17 protein-coding genes and 1 pseudogene are annotated in these 17,488 nt (G+C 68.1%); 8 read left to right on the forward strand and 10 right to left on the reverse strand.

Annotation, left to right across the window (positions count from 1 at the left end; genetic code table 11):
- Positions 1-443: 443 nt before the first annotated feature.
- Complete coding sequence (locus tag MFF61_RS27880; RefSeq protein ID WP_238240950.1) at positions 444-1,457, reverse strand: IS110 family RNA-guided transposase; 1,014 nt, start codon at positions 1,455-1,457, stop codon at positions 444-446.
- A gap of 522 nt (positions 1,458-1,979) precedes the next feature.
- Between MFF61_RS27880 and MFF61_RS27885 the strand changes: the two genes are divergently transcribed.
- Both MFF61_RS27885 and MFF61_RS27895 read left to right on the forward strand, forming a co-directional pair.
- Positions 1,980-2,855: an alpha/beta hydrolase family protein gene (locus MFF61_RS27885; protein ID WP_238240951.1), complete on the forward strand. Its 876-nt coding sequence runs from the start codon at positions 1,980-1,982 to the stop codon at positions 2,853-2,855.
- A gap of 460 nt (positions 2,856-3,315) precedes the next feature.
- Positions 3,316-3,519, forward strand: a complete 204-nt coding sequence (locus tag MFF61_RS27895; protein ID WP_238240952.1) for a hypothetical protein — start codon at positions 3,316-3,318, stop codon at positions 3,517-3,519.
- 16 nt (positions 3,520-3,535) lie between these two features.
- Here the strand turns inward: MFF61_RS27895 and MFF61_RS27900 are convergent, their stop codons facing one another.
- From MFF61_RS27900 to MFF61_RS27920, 5 genes are all read right to left on the reverse strand, one after another.
- Entirely contained in the window at positions 3,536-4,474 is a 939-nt protein-coding gene (locus tag MFF61_RS27900) for an amino acid ABC transporter substrate-binding protein (RefSeq protein WP_238240966.1), read from the reverse strand.
- 94 nt (positions 4,475-4,568) lie between these two features.
- A complete protein-coding gene (locus MFF61_RS27905; protein WP_238240953.1) occupies positions 4,569-5,033 on the reverse strand; it encodes a RidA family protein in 465 nt (154 codons plus the stop codon).
- Positions 5,030-5,932 carry a PhzF family phenazine biosynthesis protein gene (locus MFF61_RS27910; protein WP_238240954.1) on the reverse strand — a complete coding sequence of 301 codons (903 nt, stop codon included), beginning with the start codon at positions 5,930-5,932 and terminating at the stop codon, positions 5,030-5,032. The genes MFF61_RS27905 and MFF61_RS27910 overlap by 4 nt, the downstream gene beginning before the upstream one ends.
- A 105-nt stretch (positions 5,933-6,037) precedes the next feature.
- The gene (locus tag MFF61_RS27915; protein ID WP_238240955.1) at positions 6,038-6,919 is read right to left on the reverse strand and encodes an AraC family transcriptional regulator; all 882 of its coding nucleotides are present in this window, start codon (positions 6,917-6,919) and stop codon (positions 6,038-6,040) included.
- 355 nt (positions 6,920-7,274) lie between these two features.
- A complete protein-coding gene (locus MFF61_RS27920) occupies positions 7,275-8,006 on the reverse strand; it encodes an SDR family NAD(P)-dependent oxidoreductase (RefSeq protein WP_238240956.1) in 732 nt (243 codons plus the stop codon).
- 82 nt (positions 8,007-8,088) lie between these two features.
- Between MFF61_RS27920 and MFF61_RS27925 the strand changes: the two genes are divergently transcribed.
- Positions 8,089-8,481, forward strand: coding sequence for a winged helix-turn-helix transcriptional regulator (locus MFF61_RS27925; RefSeq protein WP_238240957.1), 393 nt, complete (start codon positions 8,089-8,091; stop codon positions 8,479-8,481).
- A 56-nt stretch (positions 8,482-8,537) separates the two neighbouring features.
- On the opposite strand, the gene MFF61_RS27930 is transcribed toward MFF61_RS27925, so the two are convergent.
- On the reverse strand, positions 8,538-9,056 hold the full coding sequence (locus MFF61_RS27930) for a TetR/AcrR family transcriptional regulator (protein WP_238240958.1): 519 nt from the start codon (positions 9,054-9,056) through the stop codon (positions 8,538-8,540).
- A gap of 148 nt (positions 9,057-9,204) precedes the next feature.
- Here MFF61_RS27930 and bdcA point away from each other — a divergent pair, with 148 nt between their 5' ends.
- Positions 9,205-9,918 carry an SDR family oxidoreductase gene (gene bdcA, locus MFF61_RS27935; RefSeq protein WP_238240959.1) on the forward strand — a complete coding sequence of 238 codons (714 nt, stop codon included), beginning with the start codon at positions 9,205-9,207 and terminating at the stop codon, positions 9,916-9,918.
- Between the two features lie 355 nt (positions 9,919-10,273).
- Here bdcA and MFF61_RS27940 read toward each other — a convergent pair.
- Positions 10,274-11,221, reverse strand: a pseudogene (locus MFF61_RS27940) (LysR family transcriptional regulator); the annotation flags it as partial.
- Between the two features lie 5 nt (positions 11,222-11,226).
- Here MFF61_RS27940 and MFF61_RS27945 point away from each other — a divergent pair.
- Positions 11,227-11,622: a DUF4260 domain-containing protein gene (locus tag MFF61_RS27945; RefSeq protein WP_238240960.1), complete on the forward strand. Its 396-nt coding sequence runs from the start codon at positions 11,227-11,229 to the stop codon at positions 11,620-11,622.
- A 548-nt stretch (positions 11,623-12,170) separates the two neighbouring features.
- Here MFF61_RS27945 and MFF61_RS27950 read toward each other — a convergent pair.
- Positions 12,171-12,812, reverse strand: a complete 642-nt coding sequence (locus MFF61_RS27950) for a TetR/AcrR family transcriptional regulator (RefSeq protein ID WP_306423421.1) — start codon at positions 12,810-12,812, stop codon at positions 12,171-12,173.
- Between the two features lie 76 nt (positions 12,813-12,888).
- Here MFF61_RS27950 and MFF61_RS27955 point away from each other — a divergent pair, with 76 nt between their 5' ends.
- Both MFF61_RS27955 and MFF61_RS27960 read left to right on the forward strand, forming a co-directional pair.
- Positions 12,889-13,845 carry an alpha/beta fold hydrolase gene (locus MFF61_RS27955; RefSeq protein WP_238240962.1) on the forward strand — a complete coding sequence of 319 codons (957 nt, stop codon included), beginning with the start codon at positions 12,889-12,891 and terminating at the stop codon, positions 13,843-13,845.
- Between the two features lie 8 nt (positions 13,846-13,853).
- Positions 13,854-14,768 carry an alpha/beta fold hydrolase gene (locus tag MFF61_RS27960; RefSeq protein WP_238240963.1) on the forward strand — a complete coding sequence of 305 codons (915 nt, stop codon included), beginning with the start codon at positions 13,854-13,856 and terminating at the stop codon, positions 14,766-14,768.
- A 392-nt stretch (positions 14,769-15,160) separates the two neighbouring features.
- Here the strand turns inward: MFF61_RS27960 and MFF61_RS27965 are convergent, their stop codons facing one another.
- Positions 15,161-16,183: a zinc-dependent alcohol dehydrogenase family protein gene (locus MFF61_RS27965; protein ID WP_238240964.1), complete on the reverse strand. Its 1,023-nt coding sequence runs from the start codon at positions 16,181-16,183 to the stop codon at positions 15,161-15,163.
- Positions 16,184-16,308: 125 nt separating this feature from the next.
- On the opposite strand from MFF61_RS27965, the gene MFF61_RS27970 reads away from it, so the two are divergent.
- Positions 16,309-17,238, forward strand: a complete 930-nt coding sequence (locus MFF61_RS27970) for a LysR family transcriptional regulator (RefSeq protein WP_238240965.1) — start codon at positions 16,309-16,311, stop codon at positions 17,236-17,238.
- Positions 17,239-17,488 lie beyond the last annotated feature (250 nt).

Genomic DNA, 17,488 nt, shown 5'->3' on the forward strand with positions numbered 1-17,488 from the left:
ATGAGCGGGCACGGCTCTAGCTCAATCCACCGTTCCCGCGGGAACGGTTTTGGGACAGTGGACGCGCGGGAACTCTCGGGCGATCCCGGGAGCGTCTCGATGGGCTTCGGGTAGGGGAGGGCGGTCAGAGCTTGTCGGCCGTCGCGACCGGCAGAAAACCCCGCTTTGGCGGCCACTCCCGCCTTCCGCTCAGCGCCGATTTCGTTCTCTAATGGGTCAATGGGCGGCCGCTCGATCCAGAGCGTTCGACGCTTTCGGGTGCCTGCGTTCTCTGCGTGCTCGTGCGGCACTTGATGGGGTCAGCTGGGTGCGGGGCGGCTCGGTTGAAACCGCAGTCGGCGCGGGGCCGCATGCTACAGAATCGGCGCCGTCCTCCACTCCCTCCCTCGGGCGTCGCTCCCGCTCGGGAGCTCGGTTCGGCCTCTTATCCCGCGATGTCGACCTTACGCGGGCTTGAACTCGGTGCCCTGCCGCAGCATCGCGTGCATGATGATCGCCAGCCGGCGTGCGAGCGCGATGCGCGCCTTGCGCATCGTCGAGCGTTGCGCGATGGCCAGGGCCCAGTCCTTCAGCTTCAGAGGCCGCCTGCAACGCGTCAGCATCACGTTGGCGGCCTCGTAGAGCAGCGTTCTGACCCGCCGGTCGCCGCACTTCGAGATGCTGCCGGTGTAGTCGACCTCGCCCGATTGGTAGCGCCGCGGAACAAGGCCGAGATACGGACCGACATCGCGGGAGCGCCTGAAGCGCTCCGGATCATCGACGGCTGCCGTGAAGGCGAGTGCGGTGAGCTGACCGACGCCGGGGATCGTCATCAACCGGCGGCAGGCATCCGAAGCTCGGACCATCTTCTTGATATCGGCGTCGATGGCTGCCACGGCCGCCAGCACGGCGGCTCGCGCGCCGATCAGGCCGCGCATGGCGGCGGACAGTCCAGCGATCCCCTCGCTTGACCGCAGAGCCTGCTCGATGAAGGCAGGGCTGAGGGCCCGCGGCAACCGAACCCCGAACACGACGGCAAGGCCGCGGATCTGGTTCTCCAGCGTGACCCGCTGGCCAACCAGCTTCTTGCGCGCGAGGATCAACGACCTCACCGCATGGGCCGGCAGCGACTTGACGTGCACCGGCTTGAAGAAGCCGGTTCGTGCCAGGTGAGCGAGCCCTCGCGCATCGTTGCGGTCGGTCTTGTGGGTGCTGAGGGACTTCAGTGCCTGGGAGGCCTGCCGGCTCTCGACGCAGACGACCGGCAGCCCGTACGCGGCCAAGCCGTGGAACAGCATCGGAGCCATCCGGCCGGTCTCGAACACGATCCGGCGGCAGGCGGGTGCCTTCGCGAGCTCCTGCTCGATGTCGGCCGGCGTCGAGGCTGCCTTGCCCTGATGAATGACCGCGCCGTCACGATCGACCACGCAGACGTGCGTCTCTTCCATCGAGACATCCAGGCCCGCAAAATACTCCATGAGCAGCCTCCTCTTCCGGCAGCGGAGCCGATCCTATCGGGCTTCCACGGGAGAGCTGCCGCCCATTACCCAATGTTGAAAAACTCGGAGGTGACGTCTAACGCCACCTCGCATGCCTTGATTAGGGGAAGAATTATCTCGTGTTGGCCCTCAGCGGCACCAAATACATAGAAGCGCTTAGGTCTACGCAGAATATTATTCTCCACGCGGCTTGGTGTGGAGCATCGCTCCGGCAGCATCCGGAGTTTTTCAACGAAATCCGCCAGTAGCTGACCTTCGATCGAAGCTACGGGAATGACCGCTCACCGACCGACAGTGGCCATTCGCGCAGATTGGTCGGTCCGGCAGCCACAATATTGTGACGTTGTGCCACATTAGATGGCTCGGGATTGACCGGCCATTTCGTCGCCGGAGATTCCGCCGGGTCGCGGCTCGGACCGGGTGATCCGGGTGGTGGTCTGTTATGCTGACTGCCAACGCGACCTGTCGGTGCCGGCCAAGTGCGGTCGGTGGGAGGCTGGCATGAAGCGATGCGCTGCCTTCGTGATGGCGACGGCGCTGGCCGTCGGACCGGCCTTGGCCGACCCGGTCGAGCTTGCCATCTTCCGCGACCTGCCACGGCCGGAGCCGACCCTGCAGGTCGCGTACGGTGAAGCCGCCGCGCAGGGCATCGACGTCTTCCTGCCCGACGGGCCCGGCCCGCACCCTGTCGCCGTCCTCATCCACGGCGGCTGCTGGAGCGCGACCACCGCCGGACGACAGCAGATGCGGCACCTCGGACCGGCACTGACGCGCCGCGGCATCGCCGTCTGGAGCGTCGGCTACCGTCGCGCCAACGAGGCCGGCGGCTATCCCGGCACCTACCAGGACGTCAGCGCGGCCCTGGACCAGCTCGTCGCTGATGCGCCCACCCATCGTCTTGACCTCTCACGGGTCGTGCTCGCCGGGCACTCCGCGGGGGGCCACCTCGCGCTGTGGGCGGTCTCGCGCGGCTCGCTTCCCGCCGCGAGCCCCTTGCATGAGTCGCCCCGCTTCATCCCGCGCGCCGTCATTAGCCTGGGCGGAGTGGGCGACCTCGCGACGTTCACCCGCTTCGTCCCGGTGCTGTGCGGCCCCGGCATCGCGGAACGGCTCGCACCGACGGACAAGCTCGCGGAGGTGTCGCCGGCGGCCCTCACGCCCTCGGCCGGGTCGGTCGTCATAGTCAGCGGCGTGCTCGACCGGCTGGTCCCGCCCTGGGTCGCCTACGACTATGCCCGCGCCCTCAGGAGCAAGCCCGTGCCCGCGCCCCGGCTGGTCGACGTCCCGGATGCCGGCCACTTCGACCTCGTCACGCCGTCCGCCCCGGCCTGGCAGCAGGTGCGGGGCCTCATCGAGGAGGCGCTGAAAGTCCGGTAAGCGGGATCGTGAGGCCGGGCGGGATCCTCGAACCCTTATGCCCGATAGCGCAGCGCCTCCACCACCAGGGCGAAGGCCAAGGTGGGCTGCCGATAACTCGGATAGTACGGGTGGTAGCCTGGGAGCAGTGGGCACCGGTCGGTGAGCACCCGCACGAGCCGGCCGCCGTCGAGGCCGGCGAGGACCCGGTCCTTGGGCGATGACGCTTGCCTTCCCCACCACTGTCCGGGTTGCAAGCCGCGTCAGAACCTGGTGGCTTCCGCCCGCGTTCGCGCGCTGCTCGGCGCGGGGCCCAGACGGTCGTACGTCTTGTGGCGACACCTCGCCGGACGGGGTGGGCAGGTCGCTATGGCGAGCCCGGGTCGACCTCCGTATATGCCTCGGCCCTCCCCTTGAACGGTCCCCATGACCCCCGAAGAATGGAGCGCGCGCCAACGAGTTGGCGGCGGATCACCGCTCCATGACCGAGGCCGACGTCGCGACCTGCCGCCGGGCGCTCCTCGGCGTCCACCGCCTGTTCAAGAACGCGCCGACGCCGCTGCTCGACGCCTATTCGCGCGTGGAGGCGCCGCCCATCGCCGCCTTCGTCGGGAGATGGGCGGGCAGGATGATGGGCGACGCCCTGAAGTTCGATGCCACGAACGAGTGGCCGCTCATGGCCTGAGTTGCGAAGCGGCACGTCACCGACGTGCCCACCGGCGGGGAGCTCCTTGCGGGTGCTCCCCGCCGGACCTCGAGTAAGTCGCGGGATCTGGACTGTCACTCGGCCGCAAGAAGGCTCGCTGCAGCGCCTCATCCATCGGGAGATTCAGGTTGATGCCGCGCGGCGGGATCGGTTGCGTGAACCACCGCTCGTACAGCGCCTTGCCCTCCGGGCTCGTGTAGAGCTTGGCTGTGGCGGCGTCGACGACCGCCTTGAACGGCGCATCCTCCCGGCGAAGCATGATGGCGTAGGGCTCGGGCTTCGAGAGCGCCTCGCTCGAAATCTCGAAGGCACCCGGGTCCTTCGCGCCGGCGACCAGGGACGCCAGCAGCACGTCGTCCATCACGAACGCCGCCGCCCGCCCGTTCTGGACCATCAGGAACGCCTCCGCGTGGTCAACAGCTGGAAGGATCGTCAGACCGAGCTTGCGCGCCGTATTGGCTTCCATGATCTGCCGCAGGTTGATCGTTCCCGAGGTCGAGACGACGGTCTTGCCGCGGAGGTCGTCGATGGTGTGCAAGCCGGCGCTCCGCTTGGCGACGAAGCGCGTGGCCGTCAGGAAGTCGGTGTTGGTGAAGGCCACTTGATTGCGGCGCTCGAAGTTGTTCGTCGTCGAGCCGCACTCCAGGTCGATGGTGCCGTTGGCGATCAGCGGGATGCGTGTGGCAGAGGTCACGCCGTTGAGGCGGATGTCGAGCTTGGACAGGCCGAGGCGCTCCTTCACCGCGTCCGCGATGCGGTAGCAGATGTCCAGCGCGTACCCGACCGGCTTCTGGTTGCCGTCGAGGAAGGAGAACGGCACCGAGGCATCCCGGAAGCCGAGGGTGATGACCCCGGTTTCCTTCACCTTCCTCAGCGTGCCCGTGAGCTCCTCCGCCCCGGCCGGCGTCGAGGCCAAGCCTGAGGCAAGCATCATCGTCGCGGCGAACGCCGCCCTCGTGGAGGTTTGCATCGTATGGGTCCTTCGTCATTGCCGCACGGCCGGGCTGCCGCGTCGGTGCTTCGGTCAATCAGGTCACGGCGAAGATCGCGTCGATCTCGACTGGCACGCCGCGCGGCAGCGCGTTCGTCCCGACCGCGGTGCGGGCGTGCCGCCCGTTCTCGCCCAGGGCGAGCACGAGAAGGTCGGAGGCTCCGTCGAGCACCCGCGCCTGCTTTGTGAAGTCGTCCTGGCAGCGGGCGAAGCCGCCGATGCGCAGGCAGCGCGCCCGGTCGAGGTCGCCGTCCAGTGCAGCGTGGACCTGGGCCAGGATGTTCAGCGCGCACAGGCGAGCTGCGGCCTGTGCCTCCTTGACCGTGACGCTCACGCCCACGACGCCACGGATCTGCGGCTCGCCGTTCAGCACGGGCGTCTGGCCGGCGATCAGCAACATCGCACCGACGCGCGTGAACGGCACGTCGTTGGCGGCCGGAGGGTTCGGCGGCAAAAAGATCAGACCGGCGTTCGCGAGGCGGGCCAGGATGGCGCCGCTCATGCCACTGCCCCTAGCGCCATACCATGGCCCGTATCGCCCCCGAACGGCGCGACCTCGCCACCGAGCAGGCAGCCCACGGGCCGGTCACCGGCAAAGCCGATCCGGACCTGGATCTCCGACAGCCGCCCCATGGCGCGGCCCTGGTGGACGCGGATGAGACCGTCCTCGGGCGGGACCGTCCCGTCGTGGAGAAGGCCGAAGGCCAGCGCCGCCGCGGCGATGCCGGTCGCGGCGTCCTCCGGGTAGCCGGACGAGCGCGGGAACTGTCGCGCCTCAAACAAGCGCGCCCTCCCGTCCACGACTGCGTAGGGATAGAGGCCCGTCGAGCCGATCCGTCGGCACACGGCCTCGACGGTGGTGGGGTCCGGCGAAAGGGCGTGAAGGGCTTCCGGCGTCCGCACCGGGACAAGCGTCTTCACGCGCGAGGTGGCGGCGTTGTGCACGGGCAGATCGGCTAGCGCGTCCCGGCTGATGCCGAGTGCCGCGCAGACCTCGTCCGTGCGGGCCGCCGACAGCGGCGTCACCCGGCCGGGAGGCTGCGTGATCTCGACCTGCCGATCACCGGCATCACGCGCCTGCACGTAGCCGGTCACGGTACCGCTGGCCGTCGCGATCCGCACCGGCCCACCCGGCAGCCGTCCCTGACGGGCCAGCACCCAGAGGGCGCCGACCGTGGCGTGGGCGCACATCTCCATCTCGTGGTTGGGCACGAAGAAGCGGAATCGGTAGTCGTGGGCGTCGTCCTCGGACGGCAGAACGAAGCCACTCTCGTGGCCGTGGCGCCGGGCGACGTCCCGCATCTCGTCCGCACTCATGTCAGTGGCCTCCGCCACGACGGGACAGGGGTTCCCGCCGCTGCCGTCGTGAGTGAAGACGTTGACGACCTCGACGTCGGCCATGGCACAAAGCTCCCTGCGCAGGGGCTGCCGGGCTGTCCGGCAACCATTGCGGCGTGTCGAGGGAGTATGGATCGGGCGGGTTCGGCTCGCGCGACCGAGCGGGCCCTATGTTCCGACCGGACGGGCCAGGGACAGCCTGCGGATCTCCCGAGGCGAGAGGCCGTCACGCTTGCGCAGGGCGCGCGCGAGCGCCGAACCGCTGTCGAACCCGACCCGGGACGCCACCTCGTCGACGGCCAAGTCGGTGCGGCTCAGCAACTCCATGGCGGCATCGAGGCGCTTGGCTTGCTGGAAGGCGCCGATGGAGAGACCGACCTGCTCGCGGAACAGGCGCGTCAGGTGCCGGCGCGAGACGCTGAGGCGGTCGGCGAGAGCGTCGAGTGCGACGTCGTCCTGCAGGCGTTCCGCGACGATGGCCTTGGCTTCGTCCACGAGAGCCGCCGCATGGCCGCGGCGCGACGCCGTCGGCAGCGGCTGGCTCCGCTCCATGGCGGCGAGACACCGGATCAGCAGGGCCCCCGCCAGGCGGGACCGGACGGCGGCCCCGCCTAGGGTATCGCCACCATCCTCGCGGCAGAGCGCCTGCAGCCCCCGGATCTCCGGCGTAACCGGGAACAGCGCGCTCGCGTCGAGTTGCCCGCGGACACGGTGAAGGGAGCCCAGCTCGGCCTCGACCCGCCGGATGGCCGCCTCCGTGACGTAGAGCGCGAGGTGTGCCTGTCCCTCGCGAACGGCGACGGTTTCGTGGGCGTGCCCCGCCGGGACCGCGGCGAACCGGTCGCGTGACATCCACACGCCCTCGCGCCGCGTCTCGTAGCGGAGGTCGAGGACACCGATGCTGGGCAACAGGAGCATGAGGCAGTCATGCCAGTGCCAGGGCATGGCGTAGCCGCTCCCGCCCCCGAGCAAAGCCGCGCCCTCCTCGTCTGCGGCGAGGAGGGCCTGCCTCGGCGTGGTCTCCTTGAGAAGGTCGAGTGACCTGAGCATCGCCGCAATCTACTCCCGGCGGCCACCCTGGCAAATCTCTAAGCCACGCCAGCCACTTGTCATGAGCATCATGCGGACCGAGAGGGTTTCCCCGCCTGGATAGGCTCCGAAGGACGCGGAACTGCGCCCGTCACGCGCACACTCACCGAGGCTCGGTACCCAGCCCTCAACGCCCGGGACCGGTCCTGTCGCGGCGGTCCCCCGTTGGTCTGCGGTCCGGCCGAAGCGGACGCGATGATACCTTCATCGAGACGCTAGAGCATCGGCCCGAAAGGTGGCCATCGGCTTTCGGAAAAAGCCGATGCGGCACAACAACCTAGAGAATCGTCCTGGATCCGATATCCAGGACGATTCTCTAGACTTGGCGCATCCCGCCGTCGACGCACAGCTCGGCCCCCGCGACGAAGCTCGCCTCGTCGCTGAGCAGGAACAGCGTGGCCGCCGCCACCTCCTCCGGGCGCGCCATGCGGCCGAGCGGGATCGGCGCGATCAGCGCGGCCCGTCCCTCCTCCGGCACGCTCGCCATCATGGCGGTGTCGGTCGGGCCGGGGGCTACCACGTTCACGCGGATGCCTCGCGGGGCCAGTTCTGCCGTCCAGGTGCGCGCGTAGGAGCGGAGCGCAGCCTTCGTCGCGGCGTAAGTCCCGTAGGGCGTGACGCCCATGGCGTCGGCAATCGAGCCCATCAGCACGACTGACCCGCCCCGCCCCATCGCCCCCAGCGCCGCCTGCAACCCGAAGACGGCACCGCGGACGTTGACGGCGAAGTGCCGGTCAAAATGCTCGGGCGTCCCGTCGCGCAGGGTCGCCGGTTCCGAGATGCCTGCGTTGAGGACCAGCGCGTCGATCCGGCCATGCGTCTCCCGCACCGTCGCCACGACGCGGTGCAGATCCTCCTGCAGGGCCGCGTCCGCGACGAGACCCCGGGCGCCGCGTCCGAGCCTCGCGGCGGCTGCCTCGACCTCGTCGGCGTGCCGCCCGGTGAGGAATACCGACGCGCCCTCGACCGCCAGCCGCTCGGCGACCGCGAGGCCAATGCCCTTCGCCCCGCCGACCACGAGAGCAACCTTGTCCACCATGCGAGCCATCGCGGCATCCCTTCGTCTGCGATGGTGATTCAAATACAGATCGTATATCTGCTATCAAGAACGCACTTAGGGTAGCTTAGATATGGCCGACGATACCGACCTCGAAGCCGCGTCCGAGTGCGCGCTCGCCAACATGGCGCGGGTCCGCCCGGTGCTGGACAAGATCGCCGACAAGTGGACGATCCTGATCCTCACGGTGCTCTGCCCGCGTCCGGCACGGTTCAACGCGATCAAGCGGCGTCTCGACGGCATCACCCACAAGGCGCTGGCGGACACGTTGAAGCGGCTGGAGCGCAACGGGCTGGTGACCCGGACCGTGCTGCCGACCGCACCCATCGGCGTCGAGTACGCGATCACGCCGCTGGGTCATTCGCTACGTCAACCCTTCGAGGCGCTCTGCGCCTGGGCACTTGAGCACGGCGCGGCGATTGATGCGGCCAACCGCGAGCATGACGGCGGCCAAACGAAGCCTTGAAAGCGCAGGTCCCTGGTTAGCCGGACGTCGAGCCGCCATGCCGCGGCGGGTGGCCCTCATTCAGGAAGTGCCGACGCGATGGCGGAGCCGGCTAGGCGTGCGGTCGCCAGGAGCTTGTCGAGACCGTGCCCGCCCCGCGCCTTCGCGGAGAGGCCGAACATGGTCGTCGCGACGAAGTCTGTCAGGCGCTCGGCCTCGTCCGGATGGCGCGCCGCGACGTAGTCGCGGATCGCCGCTTCCGCAGCGAGATTGTAGGCGCGCGCCGCCCCGCGGGCATCTGCGTCGCCGCAGCGGGTGCTTTCCACGACCATGCAACCGGCCGCCGCAGGATCGGCGGCATAGCGTCGTGCCGCTTCCTCCAGGAGCGTCGCCAGGCACTCGGCCACAGGGCGGTTCGGCCGCAGGATATCCGCGAAGGGTATGGCGCCGGCGTCGGCATAGCGCTTCAGGACCCGGGCATAGAGGCCGAGCTTGCTGCCGAAGGCAGCGTAGAAGCTCGGCGGGTTGATGCCGAGCGCCTCGGTCACGTCCGTGACGCTGACCGCGTCGTAGCCGCGGGCGTGGAAGAGGTCCATGGCAACGGCGACGGCGTCGTCGGGATCGAAGCGCCGGGGACGGCCCCGGGGGCGTGCGTTTTTTGTACTACCCATTATGAAAATCGTTGACCGCTGTCGTGGTTGGAATTATGTAGCGGTTCGTAAATTAATCCTCAAGGAGGCGGGCGTGGGGACGTTCAAGGGGAAGTCGGTGTTGGTCCTGGGCGGGAGCCGGGGCATCGGGGCGGCCATCGTGCGCCGCTTCGCGGCGGACGGCGCGGCGGTCACCTTCACATACGCCGGATCGCGCGAGGCGGCCGAACGCTTGGCCCACGAGACCGGCGGCAAGGCGCTCCGGACCGACAGCGCCGACCGCGACGCGGTCATCGCGACGGTGCGCGAGAGCGGTCCCCTGGACGTCCTAGTGGTGAATTCCGGCTACGCGATCTTCGGCGACGCCCTGGAGCAGGACCCGGACGAGATCGACCGCCTCTTCCGGGTCAACGTCCACGCCCCATACCACGCCTCGGTCGAGGCGGCCCGGCGGATGCCGGAGGGCGGGCGGATCATCGTGATCGGCTCGGTGAACGGCGACCGCATGCCGGTCGCGGGCATGGCGTCCTACGCGCTGAGCAAGTCCGCCCTCCAGGGCCTTGCGCGGGGCTTGGCGCGGGACTTCGGGCCCCGCGGCATCACGGTGAACGTCGTGCAGCCCGGCCCGGTCGACACGGACGCCAACCCAGAGAACGGGCCGATGCGGGATCTGATGCACGGCTTCATGGCCATCAAGCGCCACGGGCGGCCCGAAGAGGTCGCCGGGATGGTGGCTTGGCTCGCCGGACCGGAAGCGAGCTTCGTGACCGGTGCGATGCACACCATCGACGGTGCCTTCGGCGCCTGACGGGCGGGACACCCCGAAGCCGCCGACGACGTTCGGCAGGGCGACCGGGGTGGCGGGGTTCAACCGGGCGCGGCCTCCATGCGCCCCCGGAAGGTCCGGTGCAGCGTCGCGAGGAACGCGCGGACGGCGGGGTTGGTCCGACGGCTGACCTCGCCCGCATCCGGGGTGGCTGCGATTCGTGGACAGCCCCCCCTGAAATGGTTCATTGGCGAGTTCGGTAAATCAGGCCGCCAGGAGGAAACGGCGACGAAAATGGTCGAGTTTAGCTCGGCCGTACATGCTCCTCTTCAGCAGCTTGAGGCGTTTGATCTACCCTTCTGTTTGGCCGCCGCAAGAGGTCGCCAAACGCCTGCGACAGCTGGTCGGCGACGCGGCGGACGCGGGCGTTGCGGCGCACCTCCTCGTGCATGACCAGCCAAACCGGCAGGGACGGCACATGCATGTCAACGATCGGGACCTCGATGAGCTCGGGATGACGACGTGCCAGCACGCGCTGCGCGAAGCCCAGCCCCGCTCCGGCCAGCAGGAGGTGCCAATAGACCATCTGGTCATCGCATCGGACTGGGAACGCTTCGCGCCGCACGGGATGTCCGAGGGTTGCATAGGCCCGCAGGATGGCATCGCTCCGGTCAAACCCGATCACGTCGTGGGTGAGGAGATCTGCCATCGATCGGGGCTGGCTGCGGCGGGCGAGGTAGGCGCGCGCGCCGAACAAGCCGAGCGGGACATCCCCAAGCTTACGGGCGATGAGGGCATCCTGCGTCGGCTCGACCATGCGAATGGCAATGTCCGCGTCGCGGCGCAGCAGGTTCTGGGTCACGTCGGACGCGACGATCTCGATCTGGATCGCGGGCTCAGCTTCACGCAGGGCCGCGACGATCGACGGCAGGAGGAGGTTGGCGACCACGACGGAGGCCGTGATGCGCACGGTGCCCTTCAGGGTGTGCGCGCGCCCCTCCGCCTTGAGCATCAGGGCCTCAGCCGCCGCCCCCATCGCACGTGCGTCGTCGATCAAGCCAAGCGCCGCACCGGTCGGATCGAGACCCCGCACCGAGCGTGTGAACAAGGTGACGCCGAGAGTCGCCTCCAGTTCGCGGATGTGGCGGCTCAGCGTCGGCTGGGTTGAAGCGATGAGCGTTGCGGCAGCCGACAACGACCCCGTCTCGATCACCGCGAGGAACGACCGCAGGAGCGTCCAATCGATTCTATTCATTTCTGAATAGCATATATGGAGAATGGGCGGATTCCTATACGGCGGCAGGTGCGCCATGTCTCGCATCCGGCACGACGGAAATGGGAGCATCCGCTATGTCTGGTGTCGTGACTGGGGGACCAAGAACACTGCTGCGGCTCGAGGGCCTCGGCGTACTCGTTGCTGCGACGGTCGCCTACGGCCAGCAAGATAGGGGCTGGTGGCTCTATGCCGCCCTCTTCCTGGCTCCCGATCTCACCATGCTGGGCTATCTCGCCGGGCGCAGGGCAGGCGCTACCCTCTACAACTTCGGTCACTGGTATGCCCTGCCGCTCGCCTGCATGGCCTGGGGCTCATTCGCACAAGCCCCGCTGCTGGTGACGGTGGGGCTGATCTGGGCCGCACATATCGGCTTTGACCGCGCCCTCGGGTATGGGCTCAAGTATGCGAGTGGCTTCGGCATCAGCCATCTCGGGCTGCTGGCCAGACCAAGCACGGCTTCCAGCCGGTGATCGCCTCGAAGCTGGACTGGGATTGCCCCTCGCACCGACCCGGGAAAGTGGCATTCCGCGCTCCTCGAGACGGCAGAGGGCGCTCACGATCTCATCCTGATCGTCGAACGAAGTAGGTGCGGCAAAGTGGTCGCGCAGCGCTTCCAGCAGGCCAAGTCGGTCGGTGGAGAAAGCGCACGCCGCGTGCGCGTTGGGCCCAGACGCCACCCGGAACGACCGCAGCCCATCACCTCGGCCGCTACTTCGCGTTCCCTGACCCGTTCGGCTACACGATCACGCCCCACATCGTCGCGCGGCCGCAGTACCTTGAGCATTCGCCCTTCGCAGCGCGGTCGGACTTTCGATGCGAAGGGCTTGGCATCCCGACCCGGCCGCGGTCGACCGCCGTCAGGGCCCCAGCCCGGCTCGGCTACAGGCCGAGCATGATACCGGCGATGGCTGAGACGCCGGCCGCCTCGTCGAAGTTCTGGGACCGGCGGTGATCTTCCCTCGTCCAGGTAGGATAATATCCCGTCCGTCTGCCATGAATGGGCTCGAAGAGGAACCGGTCAACGCTCGCTGCACGCCCGAAGAACCGAACGCGGCTGCCCTTGAGCGTCGCGAGCGGCAATGCCGGCGACGACGTCTTCGACGACGCCTTGCAATTCCGACGACGCGACGCCGTCCCGTGCCTGGATCGAGATTCCTTGCATCACGGCAGCCAGGTGCCTCGCCATCCGCTGCACCTCACCGTCCGGTGCGAACGGGGACAGCGCCTGTGCGATGCGGCCGCGCAGCGCCTCCCGCCGCGCGGCCGCATCGCGCGCCAGTTCGGCATGATCCGGATGAGAGGCGATCAGGCCGCTTGAAATCATGCAACCCCGCTCGTGCTGATGCCGCGTGACAGCGGCCAGGGCCCCTTCGAGCAGCCGTCGCGCCGCGTCCGGCAGTGACGCAGCGGACGCGATGTCCGCGGGATCGAAACCGCCTTGCGTCTCCTCGTACCGCGCCAACGCCTGCTGGTAGAGGCCCGCCTTGCTGCCGAAGGCTGCATACAGGCTCGGTGGCGCTACGCCGATTGCTTTCGTCAAGTCGCCGATCGACACGCCCTCATAGCCATGACGCCAGAACAGCCGCATCGCAGTCTCGAGGGCGGCGTCGCGGTCGAAGCTCCATGGCCGGCCGCCACGCGGTCTGAGGTCTCGTTGCATAATGTCCACTAAACTACCCTTGACAGCTCCGGTCAAGCGCGGTTGATTAACGATCGCTAAAAAACGGAGCGCTTCCATGCATCCAACGCGCCGCCACCTCGTGACTGCGGCTGCCGTCGTCGGCACGGGGATCATGCAACCAAGGTCCGCATCCGCGCGATCGCCCCTGTCGAATAGCGAGGAAGTATTCACCGACGCCGCCGATGCTCTCGTCACGTTCTCCGCCCGTTCGTCGGACGGCACCGTGCTGACGGGCCAGTCGAAGGGTGACCCCAGTGCGCCGGAGATCCTCTTCATCCATGGCTTACGCCAGAGCCGGCTTAGTTGGGACAAGCAGTTCGCCGACCCGGCCCTCGCAGGCTTGCGCCTGGTTCGCTTCGATCTGCGCGGGCACGGCGATTCCGACAAGCCGACCGCCCTGGAGGCCTACTCCGACGCCGACCGATGGGCGGACGACGTCGCAGCCGTGATAGGCGCTGCCAAGTTGCGCCGTCCCGTTCTCGTCGGCTGGTCGCTTGGCGGCTACGTGGCGGGTGCGTACCTACGCAAGCACGGCGGCTCGGGCATTGCCGGGGTCAATCTCGTCGATGCCGTGACCAGGCTGTCGCCGGACCTGCTCACCCCGCTCGCGGGCGAATTCACGGGCAGCGCGACCTCGCACGACCTCGCGACGCGCGTTGCCGCGACGGCGGACTTCCTCGCCGCCTGCTTCCACCGGCCGCCGACCGGCGTCGAGCTCCAACGGATGCTCGTGATCAACGGCATGACGGCACGCGCCGCGAACGAGGGCTTCGTGCGGACCGAGACAACTGACCTCGGGCACGCTCTCGCGGCTTACGATGGTCCGCTCCTGCTGACGCATGGTGCCCATGACAGGCTCGTGCGCTTGGCGATGTCCGAGCATGTCCGCTCCCTCAAGCCGCAGAGCCACCTGTCCGTCTACGCCGAGAGCGGGCACAGCCCGTTCCACGAGGAACCGGTGCGCTTCGGGCGCGAGCTGGCAGCGTTCGTGGCCGCGGCGAACAGGGGCTGACCAGGATCATGCCGCGAGAGCCGCACGCCTCCGTGCCTTCCCACGGGCCAGCATTCTTCCCTGGCTTCCGCCCCCTGGACGTGGAGGCGGGCGGCGTCCGCTTCAGGGGCGTGCTTGGCGGTTCGGGACCGCCGCTACTCCTCCTGCACGGCTATCCCGAGACGCACATCGCCTGGCGCAAGGTGGCACCAGCGCTGGCCCACCGGCATACGGTGGTCGCCCCGGATCTGCCGGGGTACGGCGCAAGCGTGCAGCGCGCGACGTCCCCACGCTGGACCAAGCGGCGGGTCGCGGCGGCGCTGGTCGCCCTGATGCGGGCGCTGGGCCACGACCGCTTCGCCCTGGTCGGGCATGACCGGGGGGCACGAGCCGGATACCGGTTGGTGTTGGATCACCCGTGCGTCGTGACGCGCTTCGCCTCGCTGGCGGTCGTGCCGACGCTTGATGCTCTGGCGGGCGTCGACCATCGCTTCGCCGCGCGGAACTTCCACTGGTTCCTGTTCGCCCAGGAGGCGGACCTGCCGGAGCGCCTTCTCGCAGCTGATCCGGACGCCTTCATCGATCGCGCTCTGGACCGGATGGCAGGAGGGCGGAACATTATCGAGGCGGACGCACGCGAGGCTTACCGGACCGCCTTTCGCGATCCCTCCGTCAGGCACATGATCTGCGAGGATTACCGGGCGGCCCTCGGCGAGGATCTCGCGCTGGACGTGGCTGACCGGGCGGCGGGACGCAGGCTGTCCTGCCCGGTGCTGGTGCTCTGGCCTGAAGCGGAAGCCGTCCCGGGACGTGCGTCCCCCGTCGAGATCTGGCGACGCTGGGCCGGCGATGTCGAAGGCCGCGGGATACGGGGCGGGCATCTGCAACCGGAGGACGCGGCTGATGAGGTTCTGGCACAGCTCAGCCCGTTCCTGTCCGACTGAAGGGTATCGGCAGCCCGGTTTCAGCTGCCAGATAGTCATTATACCCGGCAACTGCAGCCATACAGAGTTGGGTGTGAGCTGCTCGCATCAAATGGATAAAACTGGCGTCTCGTAGAATGGCGCCTCCGCTCGGGTGCTCCAGCGGCGGGGCACGGCCGGCTGGCATTCTCCTTCATCATGGCGAGACACGCCTCTACGCGCAGCTGCAGATCCTCCCCACGCGCCGGAGCGCGCAGCCTCACCGCGCGGGCCAAGAGGACGAGCGAGGACGTCGACATCGTCGCGTCGTGCGAAATTGCTCGTCTCGTCGAGGCCGGTTTCCTCTAAGTCCGTCATCCGCGCGGCGGCCTAGCATGTAAGCGGCCGTGGTTCATTCGACGCAGTCTTGGGGATCATCGCGCCACGTCGATCACGACCTTGCCGACTGGGCCGCGGTCGAGGTGGTGGAAAGCCTCGGCCAGGTCGCACAGCGGGAAACGTCTATCGACGATGGGCTCGATGCCGGCACGATCGACCGCCCGCACGAGGCGTTCCAACGCACTGCGGCTTCCCGTGCCGATGCCGTGGATGGTCACGTTCTTCAGCATCAGGGGCATGGCTGGTGCACTGAACTCGAAACCGTCGAGCGCCCCGATTTGGCAAACGCGACCGCCGACCGCCGCGAGTTCGACGGACCTGCCGAGATGGGCCCCTCCGATCACCTCCAGCACGATGTCGGCTCCGCGGTCGTCGGTGAGTCGATAAACCGTCTCCATCCAGTCGCTGCGTCCGGTATCGACGAAGTGGGTGGCGCCGAGTTTGCGCGCCCGTGCCTCGTTCTCGGGACGGCCGCACAGGATGACCTCCGCCCCGTGCGCCCTGGCGATCTGCAGACCGAAGAGCGCGACGCCGCCGGTGCTGTGGATCAGCACGGTGTCGCCGGCGCGCACGCCGGCGTTCTCGACGAGCGCCGACCATGCCGTGAGCCCGGCCACCGGCAACGTCGAGGCTTGCCATTTCTCCAGGCTTGCCGGTACGCGCACGAACCAGGTTTCGGGCATCGCGACGTACTCGGCGAGCACCCCCGGGTAGAAGCCGCCGAGCGTCCTGTATGCGGGCGTGCGCGCGGTGCCGGGGCGCAGGCCGTCGATCCAATCCGGCGTCGGGGTCGAGAGAACCCGGTCCCCGATGGCGAAGCGCGTGGCGCCCGCACCGCGCGCTACGACCACGCCGGCGAGGTCAGATCCAGGCGTGAAGGGGAACCGGAGGGGTAGCCCGCGCCCGCTCTCGACCACCATCTTGTCCCGATAATTCAGGGCGACGGCGTCGACACGCACCAGGATCTCCCCTGCACCCGGCGTCGGCACCGGCACGTCGCGCAAGTGAAGATGCTCGTGCCCGACCGCATCGAGCTCCCAGCGCCGCATGGTGTCCATGATCTTTGTCCCCGACGGCACCCACTCCATCGGGGCGCTCGGCTGTCGGCGGCCAATCTGCGCGATGGCATTGTCGAGGAGAATGCCGCCAATCCGGCATCATTCGTTGCGCATGGAGTGTACAATTGACGCCGAACGTATACGCCGAGCTGCGAGCCTTCATCCACGTCGCCGAGACCCGCAGTTTCCGTCACGCCGCAAAGCGCCTCGGGATGTCGCCCTCCGCACTCAGCCGAACGGTCCGTACCCTGGAAGAGCGCCTTGGCCTGCGGCTCCTGAACCGGACGACGCGCAGCGTCGCGCCGACGGAGGCCGGTCAGATGCTCCACAGCCGCATCGCGCCGACCTTGCAGGACATGGACGCCGCAATCCGCGAGATCGAGACCTACCAAGCGCGTCCCAAGGGAGTGGTGCGCATCAACCTACCGAGCATCGCGGCGCGGCTCGCGGTTCTTCCGCGCCTCGGTGCCTTCGCAGTCGCATATCCCGATGTGCGACTGGATCTCGTCATCGACAACGAGATGACCGACGTGGTGGCGAAAGGGTTCGATGCCGGTGTCAGGATCGGATGCCAAATCAGCCGCGACATGATCGCGGTGCGGATCACCCCGGATCTTCGTACCGCCGTGGTAGGCTCACCGGACTACTTCGCCACCCGCCCACCTCCGACCACACCCCGCGATCTCGACGGCCATCGCTGCCTCAGCTACCGGTGGGAGGGGAGCGGCGCGCTCTTGGCTTGGCGCTTCACGAAACCAGCTGGCTCGGGCTCGACCGCGGTCGAAGTCGAGAATGTGCTGACCGCCAACGACACCGATCTGCTGCTCGCAGGTGCTCTGCAAGGCATGGGGCTTGCTTTCCTGCTGGAAGACTTCGTTAAACCTCATATGGAACGCGGCTCTCTGATGCGGGTGATGGACGACTATTGCGAGCCTCTACCCGGATTTCATCTCTATTATTCCAGTCGGACGAGGATGCCGGCAGCGTTTCGTGCCTTCGTCGACTTCATGCGGCTTGACAATCACACAACGTCGGCGAGCGCCAAGGGACCGTGACGGCATTCGCCAGTCGGCTCGAGAACGCTTCGCCTGCTGGTCGGGCGGCCCCGCGCGGTAGCGGGGATTCGCACATTTCTTTCCGGCGCGCCGGTCGTCTCGCCCCGGCGCAGTCGGGATCGCCCGGCGCGTAACAGGCAAGGTCCACAGCTTGGCTGCATCAGCGAAGGAGAACGGCGGAAACAAGCTTCGCGAGATGTCGCCAGAGCTGTGGGGTTGCCCGGTTTCTGTGGTTCTCCCGCATTTTGCG

This window comes from Methylobacterium isbiliense (assembly GCF_022179325.1).
GTDB classification, from domain to species: Bacteria; Pseudomonadota; Alphaproteobacteria; order Rhizobiales; family Beijerinckiaceae; genus Methylobacterium; species Methylobacterium isbiliense.

Bases quoted from the DNA above. Each gene is read 5' to 3' on its own strand.
- MFF61_RS27945 (WP_238240960.1), top strand. From the start codon at position 11,227: ATGTCTGGTGTCGTGACTGGGGGACCAAGAACACTGCTGCGGCTCGAG.
- MFF61_RS27930 (WP_238240958.1), bottom strand. From the start codon at position 9,056: ATGGACCTCTTCCACGCCCGCGGCTACGACGCGGTCAGCGTCACGGAC.
- MFF61_RS27925 (WP_238240957.1), top strand. From the start codon at position 8,089: ATGGCCGACGATACCGACCTCGAAGCCGCGTCCGAGTGCGCGCTCGCC.
- MFF61_RS27915 (WP_238240955.1), bottom strand. From the start codon at position 6,919: ATGCTCAGGTCACTCGACCTTCTCAAGGAGACCACGCCGAGGCAGGCC.
- MFF61_RS27910 (WP_238240954.1), bottom strand. From the start codon at position 5,932: ATGGCCGACGTCGAGGTCGTCAACGTCTTCACTCACGACGGCAGCGGC.
- MFF61_RS27885 (WP_238240951.1), top strand. From the start codon at position 1,980: ATGAAGCGATGCGCTGCCTTCGTGATGGCGACGGCGCTGGCCGTCGGA.
- MFF61_RS27955 (WP_238240962.1), top strand. From the start codon at position 12,889: ATGCATCCAACGCGCCGCCACCTCGTGACTGCGGCTGCCGTCGTCGGC.
- MFF61_RS27900 (WP_238240966.1), bottom strand. From the start codon at position 4,474: ATGATGCTTGCCTCAGGCTTGGCCTCGACGCCGGCCGGGGCGGAGGAG.
- MFF61_RS27905 (WP_238240953.1), bottom strand. From the start codon at position 5,033: ATGAGCGGCGCCATCCTGGCCCGCCTCGCGAACGCCGGTCTGATCTTT.
- MFF61_RS27960 (WP_238240963.1), top strand. From the start codon at position 13,854: ATGCCGCGAGAGCCGCACGCCTCCGTGCCTTCCCACGGGCCAGCATTC.
- MFF61_RS27880 (WP_238240950.1), bottom strand. From the start codon at position 1,457: ATGGAGTATTTTGCGGGCCTGGATGTCTCGATGGAAGAGACGCACGTC.
- MFF61_RS27950 (WP_306423421.1), bottom strand. From the start codon at position 12,812: ATGCAACGAGACCTCAGACCGCGTGGCGGCCGGCCATGGAGCTTCGAC.
- MFF61_RS27965 (WP_238240964.1), bottom strand. From the start codon at position 16,183: ATGGACACCATGCGGCGCTGGGAGCTCGATGCGGTCGGGCACGAGCAT.
- MFF61_RS27920 (WP_238240956.1), bottom strand. From the start codon at position 8,006: ATGGCTCGCATGGTGGACAAGGTTGCTCTCGTGGTCGGCGGGGCGAAG.
- MFF61_RS27895 (WP_238240952.1), top strand. From the start codon at position 3,316: ATGACCGAGGCCGACGTCGCGACCTGCCGCCGGGCGCTCCTCGGCGTC.